Source organism: Gammaproteobacteria bacterium (genome assembly GCA_016199745.1).
GTDB lineage: Bacteria > Pseudomonadota > Gammaproteobacteria > Acidiferrobacterales > Sulfurifustaceae > JACQFZ01.
In genome coordinates this window covers 27,279-45,994 of sequence record JACQFZ010000051.1, presented here as the reverse complement: position 1 = coordinate 45,994, position 18,716 = coordinate 27,279, and the positions used below count along the sequence as shown (strand labels likewise).

The following is an 18,716-nucleotide window of genomic DNA, read 5'->3' as shown; positions in this document are numbered from 1 at the left end:
GGGTAGCGTTTTACCCTGCTCCCTACCCCCCTCTGTTCATTCCTTTAGTTAACCAACGACGCCTGCAACAACGTACGGGTGTAGTCCGCCTGCGGTTGGGAAAATAACACCTCGGTTTCGCCCGATTCGACCACTTGACCGTTGCGCATGACGACGACCCGGTGTGCCATCGAGCGGATCACGCCCAAGTCATGCGAGATGAAGACATAACTCAAGCGATGGCGGCGTTGTAGCTCACGCAGCAACTGCAGTACCTGTTTTTGAACAGAAACATCGAGCGCGCTGGTCGGCTCATCCAATAACACCAACTTCGGTTCGAGCACGATGACCCGGGCGATGGCGATACGCTGGCGCTGACCGCCGGAAAACTCGTGCGGATAGCGCCATAGCATCGACTCATCTAGGCCAACCTCTTGCAGCACCTTGATAATCTTGACGCGGCGCTCGGCGGCATTGAACTGCGGAAAGTGGATGCGCAACCCTTCGCCGACGATATCCTCGACGGTCATGCGCGGCGAAAGCGACGAGTACGGATCCTGGAACACGATTTGTAAATCTCGCCGTAGCGGCCGCAGCTCGCGTTGCGACAAAGAATCGAGCCGCTTACCGTCCAAGCGAATCTCACCTTGGCAGGCTTGAAGGCGCAGCAAACAAAGTCCAAGTGTCGTTTTACCTGAACCGGACTCGCCGACGATGCCAACGGTCTCGCCCTCATGGACAGCAACGCTGACGTCATCGACCGCGCGGATGCGTCCTATCTCGCGCCGGAAAAAGCCGGATTTAATGGGGAAGTGACAGCGAATGTGCTCAAGCTCCGCCAGTAGCGGCCGTGCAGCTAATGCCTGGGCTTCGCCGGCGTCCACCAGCCGCTCCGGCCGGCTGTTCATTAAATGGCGTGTATAGGCGTGCTGTGGCTGGGTGAAGATCTGTTGCACACCGCCCTGCTCGACCACCCGACCGTGTTGCATCACACAGACACGATCGGCGAAGCGTCGCACTAGATTAAGATCGTGCGTAATCAGCAATAACGCCATACCGAACTCTTTCTGTAGCTCTTCCAGCAGCTGCAAAATCTGGATCTGGACCGTTACATCGAGTGCTGTGGTCGGTTCGTCGGCGATCAATAACTTCGGTGAGCAGGCTAAGGCCATGGCGATCATGACGCGTTGGCGCTGACCGCCGGACAGCATGTGCGGGTACGACTCCATACGCCGCTCAGGTTCAGAGATACCGGTACGTGCGAGCAGGTCGATCATGCGTCGCCGCGCCGCCGCCCGCTCCATGCCTTCGTGCACCATCAGCGGCTCGATTAATTGCTCGCCGATCGGATAGACCGGATTGAGCGCTGTCATCGGCTCCTGGAAGATCATTGCCACTTCGCGGCCGCGAACTCGGCGTAGCTCGTCTTCGCTCAGTGCCAGTAAATTGCGGCCGGCGAAATTTACTGCGCCACGATGATAATCAACCAACGCCGTTTCATGCAGCTTCAAAATGGACAACGCCGTTACCGTTTTACCGGAACCGGACTCCCCGACTACCACCAACTTTTCGCCGGCAGCGACAGTGAAGCTGACATCGTGCACGACCTCTGTGCGCGCACCGGCACGGCCGAGCCGCACACTCAAGCCATCGACGGTCAACAAGTTATTGCTAGGCTTAGCCACGGCGAATATCCATGGCCTCGCGCAAGGCTTCGCCGATGAAGATCAATAACACGAGCGTGCCAACTAGCACACCGAAAGTGGTAATCGACAACCACCATGCTTCAATGTTCGCCTTACCCTGCGCCAACAATTCGCCTAGGCTCGGGGTGCTTGGCGGCACTCCGAGACCGAGGAAATCGAGGCTCGTCAGCGCCAGGATGGCGCCGCTGATACGAAACGGTAAAAACGTGATCACCGGCGTTAATCCATTCGGCAGCAAGTGCCGCCACATGATGACGCGATTGGAGACACCGAGCGCACGCGCTGCCTTTACGTAATCCATGTTTCGGCCACGCAGGAACTCGGCACGTACGTAATCGGCGAGGCCCATCCAACCGAACAACGACAATAGGATCAACAGCAACAACACGCTCGGCTGGAACAACGACGAGAAGATGATTAAGAGATAGAGCTCGGGCATCGAGCCCCAAATTTCGATGAAGCGCTGGAACAATAGATCGAAGCGGCCACCAAAATAACCCTGTAACGCACCGAGCAGGACACCAGTGATAGTACCGACGATCGTCAGCGCAAACGCGAATAACACCGACAGGCGAAAGCCGTAGATGAGCCGAGCTAAAACGTCACGACCACGATCGTCGGTGCCGAGAAAGTTATCGGCCGATGGCGGTGCCGGGTTCGCCAAGTCAGCGTAATAATTGATGGAATCGAACCGGTGTGGATTGGGCGCGTACACCACCCAGTTGCCGCCGCGGGTCAGCAGCTCGCGTATATACGGATCGTGGTAATCAGCCTCGGTCTCGAAATCGCCGCCGAACGTTGTTTCCGGATAGTGCTTCAAAATCGGGAAATAAAGCTGGCCTTGGTAGTGAACGATCAGCGGCCGATCGTTGCTCAATACATTGGCGAACAAGCTCAATACGAATAACACACCAAAGATCCACAGGCTGAGATAACCGCGACGATTGGCCTTGAAACGCCGCCAGGCACGGGCATTCGGCGACAGATTTATCGGTCGATCCGCTTCCGGTGGCCGATGGCCGACGAGCTGTGCATCCGCTGCCGACGCTGATGGACGAATGTTTGTCATCGGTCGACGGACTCAAATTGGATCCGCGGATCGATCAGCACATAACACAAATCTGACAGAAGCTTTGCAAACAACCCGAGCAACGTGAACAAATAGAGCGTACCGAGGACAACTGGATAGTCGCGTTGCACCACCGATTCGTACGACAGTAAGCCAAGACCGTCGAGTGAGAACAATGTCTCGATCAACAAACTGCCGGTAAAGAACGCGCCGATAAAGGCGGCCGGGAAACCCGTAATCAGCGGGATCATGGCGTTGCGGAAGACATGCCGGTACAGCACGACGTTAGCACTCAGTCCTTTGGCACGGGCGGTGAGCACGTATTGCTTGCGGATTTCTTCGAGCATGCTGTTCTTCGTCAGCATCGTCTCAACCGCCAGGCTACCGACAACAGAGGCGGTGATTGGCAGCGCCATGTGCCATAGGTAATCGAGCACTTTCGAATACCACGGCAACTCCGACCAATAGTCCGACACCAAACCGCGCAACGGAAAGATGTGCCAAAACGAACCGCCGCCAAACAACACCAGCAGAGCGAGACCCAGCACGAATCCAGGAATGGCATAGCCGACGAGAATGATGGTGCTGGTGACGACGTCGAAACGAGAACCATCACGCACCGCCTTCGCAACACCGAGCGGTATACACGTCAGATAAACGATAAAAAATGTCCACAGGCCGATGCTGATGGATACCGGCAACTTCGATACGACGAGTTGGAAGACCGATTGATGACGATAGTAGCTCTGACCCAGATCGAACGTGAGATAGCTCTTCATCATGCGCAAGAAGCGTTCTGGCGCCGGCCGATCGAAACCATATAACGCCTGCAATTCCTTAAGACGCTCGGCATCCAAGCCGGCGGAGCCCCGGTATAGACCGCCGGAACTACCGGCGCTGGCCTCGCCTTCGGCGCTGCGGTGTTGCAATTGATGAACCAACTGCTCGACCGGCCCGCCGGGCACGAACTGCGTCACTGTGAACGTGATCAGCATCACACCGATCAGGGTAGGGATCATGAGGAGCAACCGCTTAAGAATGTAGCCGGCCATGCGTTATTTGCTCCAGCTCGTCTCGATCATCCACCCCTCGGCCGCATAGTACAGCGGCAACGACGATGGCATGTCGAATTTGTTCCGATAAGCGATCCGATGCACCTTGTTGTACCAGTTCGGTACCAGGTACTCGCCATGCAGCATGACGCGGTCCAGCGCCTTAAGGGCCGTCACCAAATGCTTGCGATCCGGTGCCTGCACCACCTTGTCGATCAGTGCGTCTATTACCGGATCTTTGACGCCCATCAGATTCTCCGATCCTTCCTCATCGGCGCTCTTTGAATACCAACGCCGGTACAGCTCATTGCCGGGCGATTGGCTCTCGCCGTATACCGCGGTCACCATGTCGAAATCGAAAACATCGGTGCGTCGCTGCCACAACGCAACGTCGACCGTACGGTAGTTCATGACGATGCCAAGTTTCTTAAGGTTCTGCGCAAATGGACCGAGGATACGCTCGAACGTCCTGCCTTGGACGGAATCGCCCAACACTTCGAACTCGAGCGGCTCGCCGTTGGCGTTGCGCAACACGCCATCGCGAAGAATCCATCCCGCCTGCTTCAATAGATCACGCGCCTGCCTCAGGTTTTCGCGTAACGAATGCGGCGGCAGGGTCATCGGCGGCTGCCACACCGTCGTGAATACTTCCGGCGACAGCTGCGCGCGATATGGCTCTAACAGTTTTAGCTCGTCACCCTGCGGCAAACCGGAAGACGCCATTTCCGAATTACTGAAGTAACTGTTGCAGCGCGTATATTGCTTATAAAACAAGTGTTCGTTTGACCATTCAAAATCGAACGCCAAACCGATCGCCTTACGCACGCGCTTGTCCTTAAAAATTGCGCGGCGGGTATTGAACACCAGACCTTGCATGCCGGCATTATTACGGTGTACCAACTCTTTTTTGACGATGCCGCCGTCATTGAATGCTGGCCCGACAAAGTCACGTGCCCAAGCCTTCGAGCTGTACTCGATATGAAAATCATATTCGCCGGCTTTGAACGCCTCGCGTTGAATCGTGTCGTCTTTATAGTATTTATAAGTAATACGATCGAAATTAAAAACGCCACGGCGCGTCGGCAAGTCACGTCCCCAATAATTGGGATTACGCACGAAGCTGATGTGCTTACCGAGATCGAAGCTTTGAACAATGTACGGGCCGCTGCCGATCGGAACTTCGGTGGCAACCTTATTAAATGGTTTGTCGCCTACCCAATCGCGCGAGAACACCGGGATCTCGGTGGCGATGAGATACAGCTCCGGATTAACGCGGGCAAATTCGAAACGGATCGTGCGCGCGTCGACCACAACCGCACGCTTAATATCTACCCAGTAGTAGCGGTATTGCGGATGGGCGGCGTTACTTTTCAACGTATCGAACGAAAATTTGACGTCTCGCGCCAATACCGGTTTGCCGTTCGAAAACTTCGCGAGCGGATTTAACCGGAACGTTACCGATAATTTATCGGCGGCAAGACTGATGTCCTCCGCCAACAAGCCATATTTGCTGAACGGTTCGTCGAGGCTCGACACCATCAGTGGCTCGAATACGAGTAAGTCGAGGCCGGCGGCAGGACGGCTTTTTAAGATGAACGGATTGAACGAATCGAAACTGCCTTGACCGGCAAGCGTGAGATTACCGCCCTTGGGCGCGTCCGCGCGCACATAGTCGAAATGCGAGAAACCGGCGGGATATTTAGGAGTGTAACCGAGCGCGGCGGACGGGGCGGCATGGACCGGCAGCGTAAGCGCCAACAGGAGCAACCCCAAACAACGACGCCACCACGACTCTCGCTTGGACTGATGCATCATCCCTCGGTGTTTAACTACCTTCGCGGTCTGCGCAACTATATCAGATCAATTAAACTGCGCCCTCTTCCCGGTCCGGGCGATTTTCGTTACTGTAACGACCCATCTCGCGAACCGCCGGCCATTACGCGGCGCGCCAATCGTACTCTTACAAGGGGAACACAAACTGCTATGGGTTTTCTCGCCGGAAAGCGTGCATTGATCGTCGGCGTCGCCGGCGAACGCTCGATCGCCTGGGGTATCGCCAAGGCGATGCGCCGCGAAGGCGCCGAGCTGGCCTTCACTTACCAGAACGACAAGCTCAAGGCGCGCGTCGAAGAGGTTGCCACCGAGCTTGGTTCCAATATCGCACTGCCGCTAGATGTTGCCAGCGACGAACAGATCGATAGTGCATTCGCGCGTCTGCGCGAGCATTGGGACGGGCTCGACATCATCGTTCATTCGGTCGCATTCGCTCTGCGCGAAGAGCTGTCCGGTTCGTTCGTCGACACGGTGACGCGCGAAGGCTTCCGCCTCGCCCACGATATCAGCTCCTACAGTCTGGCAGCGCTGGCTAAGGCCGGCCGGCCGATGATGCAGGGCCGTAACGGCGCGCTCATTACGCTGACCTATATCGGCGCCGAACGGGCGATACCGAACTACAACGTCATGGGGTTAGCCAAGGCTAGCCTGGAAGCGAATGTACGCTACCTGGCGCTGGCGCTCGGCCGGGATGGGATCAGAGTGAATGCGATTTCGGCGGGCCCAATTAAGACATTGGCGGCGGCCGGAATTGCCGACTTTCGCAAGCTGCTGGACGTCAACGACCGTGTTGCCCCACTCGGTCGCGGCGTAACGATCGACGAGGTCGGAAACGCTGCTGCATTTCTGTGCTCCGATCTTGCCTCCGGCATCACCGGCGAAATTACTTACGTCGACGCCGGCTTCAACATCGCCGCTTTCGCCCTCGACCGCTAGCAATAAAAAGCCCGGGCAACTTGGTTGTCCGGGCTTTTTTCGTTACAGCTGATTAGCGTGGATCTTCACATCGGCGTCTCGCCGTAGACCCTCACGATAACTCGCGTAGTAATCGCTGCCACGACGCTGCAGCAGTTGCTGGCGCAATTTATCTTTTGACGCGACGTCTACCTTAGACGGCTCAATATCACGCACGGCTTCCAGAGCGTAGACCACAAATCCTTGGCTACCTAAATCGACCTGTCCATATACCGGCTTGCCCTGCGGCCGTGGCGCAGCGAAGACGGCATTCAACAACCGCGGATCGATGCCGGTCGCTTGTTCGCGAGTCATCGTCTTCGACGGCTGCAGCGTTGCATGGGTGGTACGCGCGAGCTCGGCCAGCGTTCCACCCTGTTCGAGCTTCTTAATCCATTCCGCCGCGGCTGCCTGCGCCTGTTCACGCGCATGTTTCTCTTTAAGAACGCGTTCGATCGTCGCCCGTACTTCAGTAAGCGGTCGCACGGTTGACGGCCGGCGAGCTATAACGTGTAACGCCAATAACTCATTCCCTTTGAGCTCAATGATGTCGCTGTTACGTACCTGGCTCAGCACTTCCGATTCGAAAGCGGCGGTGACAACGCGCGGCTGGGCAGCGACACCAGCGCCACCGGTGCGGGTAAACCAATCACTGGTTTGCAGCGGCAAGTCGAGCTCTTTCGCCACTGACCGTACGCCGTCGGGATGCTCATAGGCCAAGTTACGCAAACGCTCCGAGAGCTCGTAGAACCGCTCTTCGGCTTTTTGTTTACGCACCTGTTCCGTTAAATCGTGTTTGGCCGATTCGAACGAACGCCGCTGCTCCGGCGTCAGCGCGGTAACAGTGGCGACATGAAATCCGAATTGCGAACGGATGGGGCCGACGATTTCTTTCGGCTTAATTCCGTAAACTGCCGTCTCGAGTTCAGCCGACGGCAACATGTGACGTGCAACCTCGCCGAGATCGCCGCCCTTTGCACCGGTTTCCTTATCATCCGAATACTTCGTAGCGAGAGTGGCGAAATTAGCGCCGGCGCGCGCCTGTTTCGCTACGTCGTCGGCACGAGCCTGTGCGGCTTTAACGATTGCATCGTTGGCGTTAGCCGGCACACTGATCAGAATATGGCTGACGCGACGCTTCTCAGGAGTGGCATAGCGAGCGACGTCGGTTTCATAGGCCTGGTGTAGTTCGGTATCGGTCGGCTGAATCTGCTTGGCGATTTCGCTCGCCGAGAGGGTTACATACTCCACACGCACCGCTTCCGGCGTACGAAATGCGTCCTGGTTGGATTGATAATGTTCTTCGATTTCCGCCGCGCTGACCGCCACTTTCGGCAAAAAACCGTCGGGCTGGATTACAGCATGCGTTACTTGGCGCTCTTGCCGCATTAAGCGAACCATCGACGCCACATCACCTTCGGTGACAAATGCACTTTCGCTTAAGCCCTGCTGTACCTGATTAGCGACGCTATCTCGCCGCAGACGAGCCTCGAAATCGCTTGTGCGCATACCTTGCTGGCGCAGGACAGCCTCATAGATTTCCGGCTCGAATTTACCGTCGCGATGGAAGTAAGGGAGGGTACGAATAGTTTCAGCGAGGCGGGCGTCACTTAATCGATAACCGCGTTGCTCCGCTTCCTTAACGAGCAACGTTTGGTCGATTAAATTCTTGAGGATCATTTCCTTGATGGCGCGGCTCTCGGGGCGTTGCTCGAGACCAGGCACCTGCGCGAGCGCATTGTGATACTGCTGCTGATCGATCTCGACGCCGTTGACCTCGGCGACAGCGACCGCGGAGCCGCTATCAAAGTAGGAGCTAATACCCCAAAGAATGAACGGTATCGTGAGGAATGAAAGAATCAGGGTCGCAATGATGCCCTGAGTTTTTTCTCGAATCTTGGTAAGCATCCGCGGTTACTCTGGCAATGAAGGGATTTGTGCCTAAAGGACTTACATCGACCTACATATACCAATGGGGACAAAAATTCTGGTCGCCATTTGAGCGACACTTCCCTGTGGCGCTCGCAGCCCGTTGAACTTCAGCGAGCTGCCAGTTTGGCGGAGCGGACGGGACTCGAACCCGCGACCCCCGGCGTGACAGGCCGGTATTCTAACCAACTGAACTACCGCTCCTAAGTGACACACCCTTCCCCACCTATTTCGGAGGAAAGGCTAACTGCTAAATGGTGGGTGCTGAGGGGATCGAACCCCCGACATTCGCCTTGTAAGGGCGACGCTCTACCAGCTGAGCTAAGCACCCTGCAACAGCACCCCCGAAAGGGCCGCTAGTTTAAGGCATCCTTCAGACCTTTGCCAGCCTTGAACTTGGGATTTCGCGATGCCGCGATGGTAATTGTTTCACCGGTACGCGGATTGCGGCCGTTGCGGGCCGCACGCTCGGCAACCGAGAAGGTTCCAAATCCGGTCAACTGTACTTGCTCGCCGTTGCGTAGCGAATTTGCGATCACGCTGAACAGCGCATCGATCGCCTTCGAAGCGGATGTTTGAGACAACTCTGCACTTTGCGCCACTTGTTGAATCAGGTCGGTTTTATTCACGTTCGAGTCCTCCAAGGTGTGGTGGGATACAAACGAATCGGCCGATCAGATCACCATACGCCTTTTAGGGCGTGTGGTGATCTATAACGAGCCTAGCAAAAGAACTCCATGGAAGGATTTTTTAGCAACCTATGATGCGCACTGCAAGCTACCCGCGTTAATGGGTAGTAACAGGATTAGCCACTTCTTCTGCCGAATCTGCTTCCGCTGCCGGCTGTTCTTCGGCCGGCTTTTCTTCAATCGGCTCGGGCAACCGCTCAAGCGCCGTCTCGAGCACCTGATCGATCCAGCGTACGGGTTTAATCTCGAGTCGATCGCGGATGTTCTTCGGAATATCGGCCAAGTCCTTACGATTTTCCTCGGGAATCATGACGGTCTTAATGTTTCCACGATGGGCCGCCAGTAACTTTTCCTTGAGCCCACCGATTGGCAATACTTCACCGCGCAAAGTGATCTCACCGGTCATCGCGACATCCGCGCGTACCGGGATTTTGGTAAGCGCCGATACCATCGCCGTACACATGGCAATACCGGCGCTCGGACCATCCTTCGGCGTCGCGCCTTCCGGCACGTGTAGATGGAAGTCATGCTTTTGATAAAAATCGGCCGGCAATCCAAGTTTGGCGGCACGAGCGCGCACCACGCTCATGGCGGCCTGAATGGACTCCTGCATAACATCACCGAGTTTACCGGTAATCGTCAGTCGCCCTTTACCGGGAAGAATGACTGCTTCAATCGTCAGCAGTTCGCCGCCGACTTCGGTCCAAGCAAGGCCGGTAACCTGCCCGACTTGGTTAGCCTCTTCCGCCATACCATAACGGAAACGCCGCACACCGAGATATTTGTCCAGACGCCGCGGCGATACCGTGACACTCTGCTCCTCGTCTTTCTGTAGCAACAAATCCTTGGCGACCTTACGGCAGATCTTAGAGATTTCGCGCTCGAGACTACGCACCCCCGCCTCACGCGTGTAATAACGCACGACATCGCGAATGGCGTTCTCGGTAATCGTCAGTTCGGTGTCTTTAAGCCCATTATTCTTCAGCTGCTTCGGTACGAGGTAACGAATCGCGATATTGACCTTCTCGTCCTCGGTATAACCCGAGAGCCGAATGACTTCCATACGATCGAGCAACGGTCCCGGGATATTCAAGGTATTCGCCGTTGCCAGGAACATCACGTCGGACAAATCGTAATCGACCTCGAGATAGTGATCGCTAAAAGCGTGGTTCTGTTCCGGATCGAGCACTTCGAGCAACGCCGAGCTCGGATCACCGCGAAAGTCCATCGCCATCTTGTCGACTTCATCCAGCATGAAGAGCGGGTTACGCACCTTCACCTTCGACATGTTCTGAATAATCTTGCCGGGTAACGAACCGATGTAGGTGCGTCGATGGCCGCGGATCTCCGCCTCATCGCGCACGCCGCCGAGCGACATGCGCACGAACTTACGCCCAGTGGCACGTGCAATCGATTGCCCAAGCGAGGTCTTGCCGACACCCGGCGGACCGACGAGGCACAAGATCGGACCTTTAAGCTGATTCACGCGTTGCTGTACTGCGAGATACTCAAGAATGCGGTCTTTGACTTTCTCTAAACCGAAGTGATCTTGGTCGAGGATGTCGGCGGCACGCTTTAGATCCTTCTGAATCTTCGTGCGCTTCTTCCACGGCACATTGACCAACCAGTCGATATAATTACGCACGACCGTCGCTTCAGCTGACATCGGCGACATCATCTTGAGCTTTTTGAGCTCTGACTCGGCCTTCTCGCGCGCTTCTTTCGGCATGCCGGCCTTGGCGATCTTGTTGGTTAGCTCTTCGGCCTCGTTCGGGCCTTCATCAAGCTCACCCAACTCTTTCTGAATCGCCTTCATTTGTTCGTTCAGGTAGTACTCGCGCTGACTCTTTTCCATCTGCCGCTTGACGCGACCACGAATGCGCTTTTCCACCTGCAACAAATCGATTTCCGTCTCCATCACGCCCAGGATGCGCTCCAACCGATCACGCACGCTCTGAACTTCGAGGATCTGCTGCTTCTCTTCGATCTTCAACGACAAGTGCGCGGCGATGGTGTCGGCCAAGCGGCCTGGATCATCGATGCCAGCCAGCGACGTCAGAATCTCCGGCGGGATTTTCATGTTGAGTTTGACGTACTGGTCGAACTCGGTGAGCACCGAACGCGTTAACGCTTCACCTTCGCGATCGGCAATCGGGTCCATCTCCAGTTGCGCTGTCAGCGCCGAGAAGTGATCGTCGGTCTCGAGATAGTGCTGAATAACCGCGCGGCGTTCACCTTCGACCAACACCTTAACAGTACCATCGGGCAACTTCAGAAGCTGCAGAATACTCGCGACTGTGCCGATCGTATGGATCGCTTCCACGGTCGGATCATCATCGGATGCGCTCTTTTGCGCGACTAACATGATCTGCTTGCCGGATTCCATGGCGATCTCGAGGGCGCGGATCGATTTGCGCCGCCCGACGAATAGCGGGATCACCATGTGGGGAAAGACTACAACGTCACGCAACGGCAATACCGGAAGCGTGATATCGGAGCCCGGTACAATCTTAGGTGGAACCTTTTCCTGGGGTTTCTGCGTCATCGGTCGCTCGGTTCCCTCATGAGGGCGAAGTAAATTGGGAAGTCACACTTAGGTAAGTGAAAGACGTACTTACCTCAAAGTTTGGAACCAAAGTGAGGTCAATGCAACCTCATTTCAAGAGGAGATAAACGGGTTGGCGCACGCGACAGACGCGACGATTTGCTTGGCAAAAAAAACCCCGCCTGCGGCGGGGTTCGTGATGCAGAGCTATTAGTTCAGGGACTTACCGACGCCCGCTTCTTGCCCTGCTCTTCGCCTTCGGCATAAATAAGCAACGGCTTAGCACCTTCTGAAATCACGCTCTCTTCGATCACTACCTTCTTAACACCTTCAAGCGACGGCAGTTCGAACATGATTTCGAGCAGGCACCGCTCGAGGATCGAACGCAATCCACGGGCACCGGTCTTGCGCTCCATGGCGCGTTTGGCAACCGCAACCAACGCATCATCGCGAATCTCAAGCTCAACACCTTCGAACTTGAACAAACGATGATACTGCTTGGCAAGCGCGTTTTTCGGTTCGGTCAAAATCTGCATCAATGCCACTTCGTCGAGCTCGTCGAGCACAGCGATAACCGGCAAGCGTCCGACGAACTCCGGAATCAAACCGTATTTGATCAAATCTTCCGGCTCAACCGAGCGTAGGACGTCACCCACTTTCTTGGTGTTCGCCTTGCTCTTGATCTCGGCGCCGAAACCAATGCCGCCCTTTTCCGAGCGCGCCTGAATCACTTTATCGAGACCCGAAAATGCGCCACCGCAGATGAACAGAATATTGCTCGTGTCTACCTGCAAAAATTCCTGCTGCGGATGCTTGCGTCCACCTTGCGGCGGTACCGAGGCAACAGTGCCTTCGATTAGTTTGAGCAATGCCTGTTGCACGCCTTCGCCGGAAACATCACGCGTGATCGACGGGTTCTCGCTCTTGCGTGAGATCTTGTCGATCTCATCGATGTAAACGATACCCTTCTGCGCTTTATCGACGTCGTATTCGCACTTCTGCAGTAACTTTTGAATGATGTTCTCGACGTCTTCACCGACGTAACCCGCTTCGGTCAACGTCGTTGCGTCGGCGATCGTGAACGGCACGTTAAGCAAACGCGCTAACGTCTCCGCCAGCAAGGTTTTGCCGGAGCCCGTCGGACCGATCATCAAGATGTTGCTCTTCGAGAGCTCAACATCACCGGTACGCGGTTCGTGCTCGATACGCTTGTAGTGGTTGTAAACAGCAACCGACAAAATCTTCTTAGCGTCGGATTGGCCGATCACGTACTCGTCGAGAATTTGGTAGATCTCGCGCGGCGTCGGAAATTTTTTCTTCGCCTGCGCAGCGTTCTTCTCTTCCTGAACTTCTTCACGAATGATGTCGTTGCACAGCTCGACGCACTCGTCACAAACGAATACCGACGGGCCGGCAATTAGCTTGCGAACTTCGTGCTGACTCTTGCCGCAGAAAGAGCAATACAAGAGCTTCTCGCCCTTGCCGTCGCCCCTACCGGAGTGATTGTCGTCTGCCATCCTCAGAACCTCACGAAGGACTATGCATGAAAGATGCCGCTTCTCAGAATCGGGCAAGTCCGCATCGTCGTTGAATAATCTCTATATAGCATATAGAGACCCGCTGCCGTAATTTGTTAGCTGCGCTTGTCGATGACGCTATCAATTAAGCCAAATTTGACCGCCTCCGAACCTTCCATGAAATAGTCACGTTCGGTATTTTCACGGATTTGTTCAAGGGTACGGCTAGTATGTTTGACCAGGATCTGATTAAGGCGTTCGCGCACGCGTAAAATCTCGCGGGCATGGATATCGATATCAGTCGCTTGCCCCTGGAAACCGCCCATAGGCTGGTGAACCATCATGCGTGCATGTGGCAGGGAAAAACGTTTGTTCTTAGCGCCGCCGGCCAAAATCAAGGCGCCCATGCTCGCCGCTTGACCGATACATACGGTGCTGACATCCGGCTTGATGAACTGCATCGTGTCATAGATGGCCAAACCCGCGGTAACCGCACCACCGGGCGAATTTATATATAGGTGTATGTCCTTGTCGGGATTTTCCGACTCCAGAAACAGCAACTGCGCGACTATCAAATTCGACATATGGTCTTCAACTTGACCGACCAAAAATATGACTCGCTCCTTGAGCATGCGCGAGTAAATGTCATACGCGCGCTCGCCGCGGCCGGTGGTTTCGATCACCATCGGCACCAGGCCTAACCCTTGCGGTTGCAAGGCGCCGCCTGAATATTTATCCATCATGTCCATCACCTTAATATCCATACCTTATTTATAAGATAAGGGATCACTATACACACGTCACTCAATGGAAACATCCATCGCTAAAAGGTCCGTCAACGGCACGGTCTGATCACGGACTTTAGAAGTGCCAAGTAATTCTTCGACGATACGCTCTTCCAATACCGTTGATTCCACTTCGCCTAAACGTTCTGGATTCGAGTAGTACCACTCGACGAACCGTTCCGGCGCCTCGTAGTCCTTGGCCATATCTTCTACCCGCGCCCGTATGCGCGCCGGATCCGCCTTGATAGCGCGAGCATGCACGACCTCGGCCAGAATGAGCCCGAGCGCTACGCGCCCAGTCGCCCGCTGACGGAAAAACGAGCCGTCACCATTTGGCATCGGCGTCCCACTGCGCGCGCTCATCGATTGAGCAATGCGTTGCATGCGCTCAATCTCGGCGGTGACCAAACTTTCCGGCGTATCGAACGTATTCGCATCACGTAATGCCTTCAGCACATTGCGCCGCAACACAGCACGTGCTCGACTACCGGCTTCGCGCTCGAGGTTGGCGCGCACTTCGGCACGTAATTTTTCGACGCCGCCTTCGGCAACGCCCAATAGTTTCGCAAACTCGTCGTTCACTTCCGGCAACGCCGGCTCGTTCACCAGATTCACGCGAATCTCAAAATCCGCTGCCTTGCCTGCCAGCATCTGGTTGCGATAGTCGTCAGGAAATTTAACGGCAACATTGCGCGTCTCGTCACGTTTGGCGCCGATCAAACCCTGCTCCATTTCTTCAAGCAAGGTTCCAGACCCGAGCACCAATGGGTAGCCTTGCGCTTTGCCGCCGTCGAATTCAACGCCGTCTAACCGTCCGACGAAGTCGATAACAACTTGATCATCTTTTTGCGCTGAACGTTCAACGGCGTTCCAGGTAATACGCTGCCGCCGTAAAGTTTCGAGCGTGCGGTCAACATCGGCATCGCTGATTTCCGCTACCGGCCGCTCCACCTCGACACCGGCGAGATCGAGCTGTTTGATTTCCGGATAAACTTCGAATTCAGCGGTGTACTGCAAACCTTGTCCGCGCGCGAGCGGCTTGTGTTCAATCCGCGTGCCGCCAGCTAAACGCAAATTCTGTGTGCCGAGCGCTTCACGCAGCGTGCGCTCAATGAGCTCACCGGCCGCCTCTTCGAGCAATTGCCCGCGGTAGCGGGCCTCGACCACCTTTGCGGGTACCTTACCTGGGCGGAAGCCAGGCATCTTGACCTGACGCGACAACCGTTGCAGACGACTGGCGAAGGCTTGCTCGAACTGTTCGGCCGGCACTTCAATGGTCAAACGGCGCCCGAGATTGCCGATGGTTTCGACGGAAACTTGCATGAATGTCTTCTCTGGTCTCTAAAATCAATGGGGTTTTAACGCTACGGGGAGCGATCCTACCGCTTTTGCTCGCCTCGGGTCACGTGTTGCCGAGGATGAAGCAGCCTAACGAACCGTTGCCTTCCGGCACGCCCATGCCGCCCCCTCTCCCGCACGGGGCAAGGGGAGCTTTGTAATATCTGGTGCGAATGGGGAGACTCGAACTCCCACGGGTTGCCCCACTGGAACCTAAATCCAGCGCGTATACCAATTTCGCCACATTCGCGATTGCTATATTGGGAAAAAACCGGTGGGAAACCACCACATCCTCGTCCAGGAATGGTGGGCCGTCCAGGGCTTGAACCTGGGACCCGCTGATTAAGAGTCAGCTGCTCTACCAACTGAGCTAACGGCCCGTATCTTAAAGAAACTACTATCCGCCGGCTTGTCTGGCGACACCTCGGCGACATGGCATCCTGCCTTATCTTAAGTTTGCTTCACTAACGCGGCGCCCACTACACCGCGTCAACTCAAAATTGGGGTGAGCGATGGGATTCGAACCCACGACAACCGGAATCACAATCCGGGACTCTAACCAGCTGAGCTACGCCCACCATATCGCATCTCGCTGCAGTATATACCCACCCAGGCCGACCTCGGTCCTTCAGGATAGCGGCTTCGTCACCAAACTTGGTGCGCCCGACAGGAATCGAACCTGTAACCCCCAGCTTAGAAGGCTGGTGCTCTATCCGATTGAGCTACGGGCGCCTGCACTGAATCGTCGTTCAGCCGCCCGTCGCTTGCAAGATGGTCGGGGTAAGAGGATTTGAACCTCCGACACCCTGCTCCCAAAGCAGGTGCGCTACCAGGCTGCGCTATACCCCGGCTGCCACAGCGAGGGCGGAACTATACGCACGCCCTTTATGAGCGTCAACGCGCCCACTAGCATTAGGGGGTGACTTTAATACTGCCCTGCTTGGCACTGCTTAAATCGCGTGCGATCATGCGCGCCCTTCGAAACTGCCTACTGAGACGCCCAATCCCCATATGACCGCCCGCTTGATCGACGGAAAGAGTATTGCCAAATCCTTGCTCGCTGAACTGCAGGCACGCGTAAAGCAACGCATCGCCAATAAGGAACGGGTCCCGGGATTGGCGGTGGTAATGGTTGGCGAAGACCCCGCCTCTGAAGTGTACGTGCGCAACAAACGCCGGGCGTGCGCCGAGGTCGGAATGCGCTCGTTCTCGTACGATTTGCCGACGGCTACGTCTGAGACCGACCTGATAACACTGATCGATCAGCTCAATGCCAATCCTGAGGTCGACGGCATTCTAGTGCAGCTACCGCTGCCGAAACATATCGATCAAGACACGGTTATCGAACGTATCGATCCACGCAAAGACATCGACGGGTTTCATCCCTACAACATCGGTCGACTGCTGTTGCGTGCACCCGTACTACGACCGTGCACGCCGCGCGGCGTGATGCGGCTGCTCGAATCGACCGGCGTTTCGTTCCAGGGCCTCCATGCCGTTGTCGTCGGCACGTCAAACCACGTCGGTCGACCCATGGGCCTTGAGCTGTTGATGGCTCGTTGCACGGTAACTATGTGCCATCGCTTTACGGGCGATTTGCCGGCGCACGTCGCTGGCGCCGACATCTTGGTCGTGGCGGTCGGCAAGCCGGCGCTGATAAAAGGGGGATGGATTAAGCCAGGCGCCATTGTTATCGATGTCGGCATTAACCGCGATGCCGACGGTACCGTTGTCGGTGATGTTGAATATGAAGTCGCACGTGAGCGTGCAGCGTGGATTACCCCCGTCCCAGGTGGGGTCGGCCCCATGACCGTCGCCACTCTACTGTTAAATACCTTCGAAGCCGCCGAGCAAGCCGGACGCTAATAGCGACGCGCCTGGCGGCGCACTTCTTTGTGTTACCATCGTTGAACATCGTGAAACGCCGCTCGCGCAGCGACGTTTCACTTCTTACATAACCAACAACCTACGCAGATGGTTAGGCAATGGAATTGCGCATCGATACTCGATTACTGTACGCCGACGCCGTGGGGGCAGAAGGCGTTTCTTCCTCCGAGCTAACGGCGCTCACGCCTAAGCTCGAGCGTGTCCATTCCCAACTCACCGAGCGAACCCGCGGCGAGTTCGACGCTGAATACGCCTGCCTCAATTTACATACCCTAATGCCGCCCGAGGTCGATGCGATCGAAGCCGAAGCCGCTCGGTTGCGCGGCTTCGGCGACCTCCTCGTGCTCGGTATCGGCGGCAGCAATCTCGGTGCCATGGCGGTGTTGCAAGCATTGAGCTACGGCAACCGCAAAAGCACCGGCCCTCGTTTGCACTTCATCGACAATATCGATCCGGATTATCTGCGCGATCTGTTGGCGAGCTTGTCCGCGCACACCACCGCCGTCATCACCATTAGTAAATCCGGCGGCACCATTGAAACCGCGACGCAATATCTGATCGTGCGCCAGTGGCTACGCGACGCGCTTGGAGAAACTGACGCGCGCACACGCCAATGGATCGTGACCGATCCGATACAGGGCTGGTTGCGCAAATTGGCAAGCGCTGAAAACCTTCCCACGCTAGCGGTGCCACCGAGAGTCGGCGGACGTTACTCAGTGCTAACTGCCGTCGGCTTGTTGCCGCTCGCCGCCGCCGGCGTCGACATACGCGCATTGCTCGACGGAGCCCGCGTTAACGCCGCACGCTGTCAGTCGGCACGCATCGAACAAAATGCAGCACTGGAAGTCGCTGCGCTATATTTCTTGTTAGACACCGCCAAGCAAAAGCGATTGTCGATCCTCATGCCTTACATCAACAGTCTGCGATTGTTCGGCGACTGGTACCGACAACTATGGGCGGAGTCGCTTGGTAAACGACGGGCCGATGACACACCCGCCGGCACATTGCCGGTAACGGCGCTGGGCGCGGTAGATCAGCACAGCCAACTACAGATGTATCTGGAATCGCGCCGCGACAAAGTGTTCGCATTCCTCGCGCTCGATCGCTGGTCACACGACGTCCATATTCCGCTGACGGACACGGAACGCGCTGCATTTCCTTACCTCGCCGGCAAAACGCTGAACGAGGTCATCGCCGCCGAATTTTTGGCGACGCGCCAAGTCATCGCCGACTACGGTCATCCTCTGCTCACGATCCACTTGCCGGTATTGAGCGCGCACACGCTCGGTCAACTCATCGATTTGTATCAACGCGTCACCGTTTACGCCGGCCTGCTTTACGGCATCAACCCATTGGATCAACCGGCCGTTGAAAGTGGCAAACAATTAACTCTGCAAAACTTGCAGAGCGTCCGCCACGCTTCCTAAAAACCG

The 18,716-nt window shown here is 56.0% G+C and carries 13 protein-coding genes and 7 tRNA genes; 3 read left to right on the top strand and 17 right to left on the bottom strand.

The annotated features are described in order from the left end of the window. Positions 1 to 44 precede the first annotated feature (44 nt). From HY308_14000 to HY308_13985, 4 genes are read right to left on the bottom strand one after another with little or no spacing between them, the layout of a single operon-like run. Positions 45 to 1,664 carry an ABC transporter ATP-binding protein gene (locus tag HY308_14000; protein MBI3899387.1) on the bottom strand — a complete coding sequence of 540 codons (1,620 nt, stop codon included), beginning with the start codon at positions 1,662 to 1,664 and terminating at the stop codon, positions 45 to 47. Then, a complete protein-coding gene (locus HY308_13995) occupies positions 1,657 to 2,754 on the bottom strand; it encodes an ABC transporter permease (GenBank protein ID MBI3899386.1) in 1,098 nt (365 codons plus the stop codon). Before HY308_13995 ends, HY308_14000 begins: the two co-directional genes overlap by 8 nt. After that, positions 2,751 to 3,806: a microcin C ABC transporter permease YejB gene (gene yejB / locus HY308_13990; protein ID MBI3899385.1), complete on the bottom strand. Its 1,056-nt coding sequence runs from the start codon at positions 3,804 to 3,806 to the stop codon at positions 2,751 to 2,753. The genes HY308_13995 and yejB overlap by 4 nt, the downstream gene beginning before the upstream one ends. 3 nt (positions 3,807 to 3,809) lie before the next feature. After that, the gene (locus tag HY308_13985; GenBank protein ID MBI3899384.1) at positions 3,810 to 5,618 is read right to left on the bottom strand and encodes an ABC transporter substrate-binding protein; all 1,809 of its coding nucleotides are present in this window, start codon (positions 5,616 to 5,618) and stop codon (positions 3,810 to 3,812) included. Positions 5,619 to 5,789: 171 nt separating this feature from the next. On the opposite strand from HY308_13985, the gene HY308_13980 reads away from it, so the two are divergent. Next, complete coding sequence (locus tag HY308_13980) at positions 5,790 to 6,575, top strand: enoyl-ACP reductase (protein MBI3899383.1); 786 nt, start codon at positions 5,790 to 5,792, stop codon at positions 6,573 to 6,575. Positions 6,576 to 6,617: 42 nt separating this feature from the next. Here the strand turns inward: HY308_13980 and HY308_13975 are convergent, their stop codons facing one another. From HY308_13975 to HY308_13915, 13 genes are all read right to left on the bottom strand, one after another. After that, the gene (locus tag HY308_13975) at positions 6,618 to 8,501 is read right to left on the bottom strand and encodes a SurA N-terminal domain-containing protein (GenBank protein ID MBI3899382.1); all 1,884 of its coding nucleotides are present in this window, start codon (positions 8,499 to 8,501) and stop codon (positions 6,618 to 6,620) included. A gap of 148 nt (positions 8,502 to 8,649) precedes the next feature. Beyond that, positions 8,650 to 8,726 (bottom strand) — tRNA-Asp (locus HY308_13970). A 51-nt stretch (positions 8,727 to 8,777) separates the two neighbouring features. Continuing rightward, a tRNA-Val gene (locus HY308_13965) sits at positions 8,778 to 8,853 on the bottom strand. A 25-nt stretch (positions 8,854 to 8,878) separates the two neighbouring features. Then, positions 8,879 to 9,151 carry an HU family DNA-binding protein gene (locus tag HY308_13960; protein MBI3899381.1) on the bottom strand — a complete coding sequence of 91 codons (273 nt, stop codon included), beginning with the start codon at positions 9,149 to 9,151 and terminating at the stop codon, positions 8,879 to 8,881. A gap of 157 nt (positions 9,152 to 9,308) precedes the next feature. Next, the gene (gene lon / locus HY308_13955) at positions 9,309 to 11,756 is read right to left on the bottom strand and encodes an endopeptidase La (GenBank protein ID MBI3899380.1); all 2,448 of its coding nucleotides are present in this window, start codon (positions 11,754 to 11,756) and stop codon (positions 9,309 to 9,311) included. A gap of 215 nt (positions 11,757 to 11,971) precedes the next feature. Next, the gene (clpX, locus tag HY308_13950; protein ID MBI3899379.1) at positions 11,972 to 13,273 is read right to left on the bottom strand and encodes an ATP-dependent Clp protease ATP-binding subunit ClpX; all 1,302 of its coding nucleotides are present in this window, start codon (positions 13,271 to 13,273) and stop codon (positions 11,972 to 11,974) included. A gap of 116 nt (positions 13,274 to 13,389) precedes the next feature. Then, a complete protein-coding gene (gene clpP / locus HY308_13945) occupies positions 13,390 to 13,968 on the bottom strand; it encodes an ATP-dependent Clp endopeptidase proteolytic subunit ClpP (GenBank protein MBI3899378.1) in 579 nt (192 codons plus the stop codon). 105 nt (positions 13,969 to 14,073) lie between these two features. Then, a complete protein-coding gene (locus HY308_13940) occupies positions 14,074 to 15,381 on the bottom strand; it encodes a trigger factor (GenBank protein ID MBI3899377.1) in 1,308 nt (435 codons plus the stop codon). A 180-nt stretch (positions 15,382 to 15,561) separates the two neighbouring features. Next, a tRNA-Leu gene (locus HY308_13935) sits at positions 15,562 to 15,646 on the bottom strand. 54 nt (positions 15,647 to 15,700) lie between these two features. Next, a tRNA-Lys gene (locus tag HY308_13930) sits at positions 15,701 to 15,776 on the bottom strand. Positions 15,777 to 15,897: 121 nt separating this feature from the next. Continuing rightward, positions 15,898 to 15,974 (bottom strand) — tRNA-His (locus HY308_13925). Positions 15,975 to 16,051: 77 nt separating this feature from the next. Continuing rightward, positions 16,052 to 16,128: transfer RNA gene (locus HY308_13920), tRNA-Arg, on the bottom strand. 40 nt (positions 16,129 to 16,168) lie between these two features. After that, positions 16,169 to 16,245: transfer RNA gene (locus HY308_13915), tRNA-Pro, on the bottom strand. A gap of 162 nt (positions 16,246 to 16,407) precedes the next feature. On the opposite strand from HY308_13915, the gene folD reads away from it, so the two are divergent. Further along, positions 16,408 to 17,262 carry a bifunctional methylenetetrahydrofolate dehydrogenase/methenyltetrahydrofolate cyclohydrolase FolD gene (gene folD / locus HY308_13910; GenBank protein MBI3899376.1) on the top strand — a complete coding sequence of 285 codons (855 nt, stop codon included), beginning with the start codon at positions 16,408 to 16,410 and terminating at the stop codon, positions 17,260 to 17,262. 119 nt (positions 17,263 to 17,381) lie between these two features. Continuing rightward, positions 17,382 to 18,710: a glucose-6-phosphate isomerase gene (locus HY308_13905; protein ID MBI3899375.1), complete on the top strand. Its 1,329-nt coding sequence runs from the start codon at positions 17,382 to 17,384 to the stop codon at positions 18,708 to 18,710. Positions 18,711 to 18,716 lie beyond the last annotated feature (6 nt).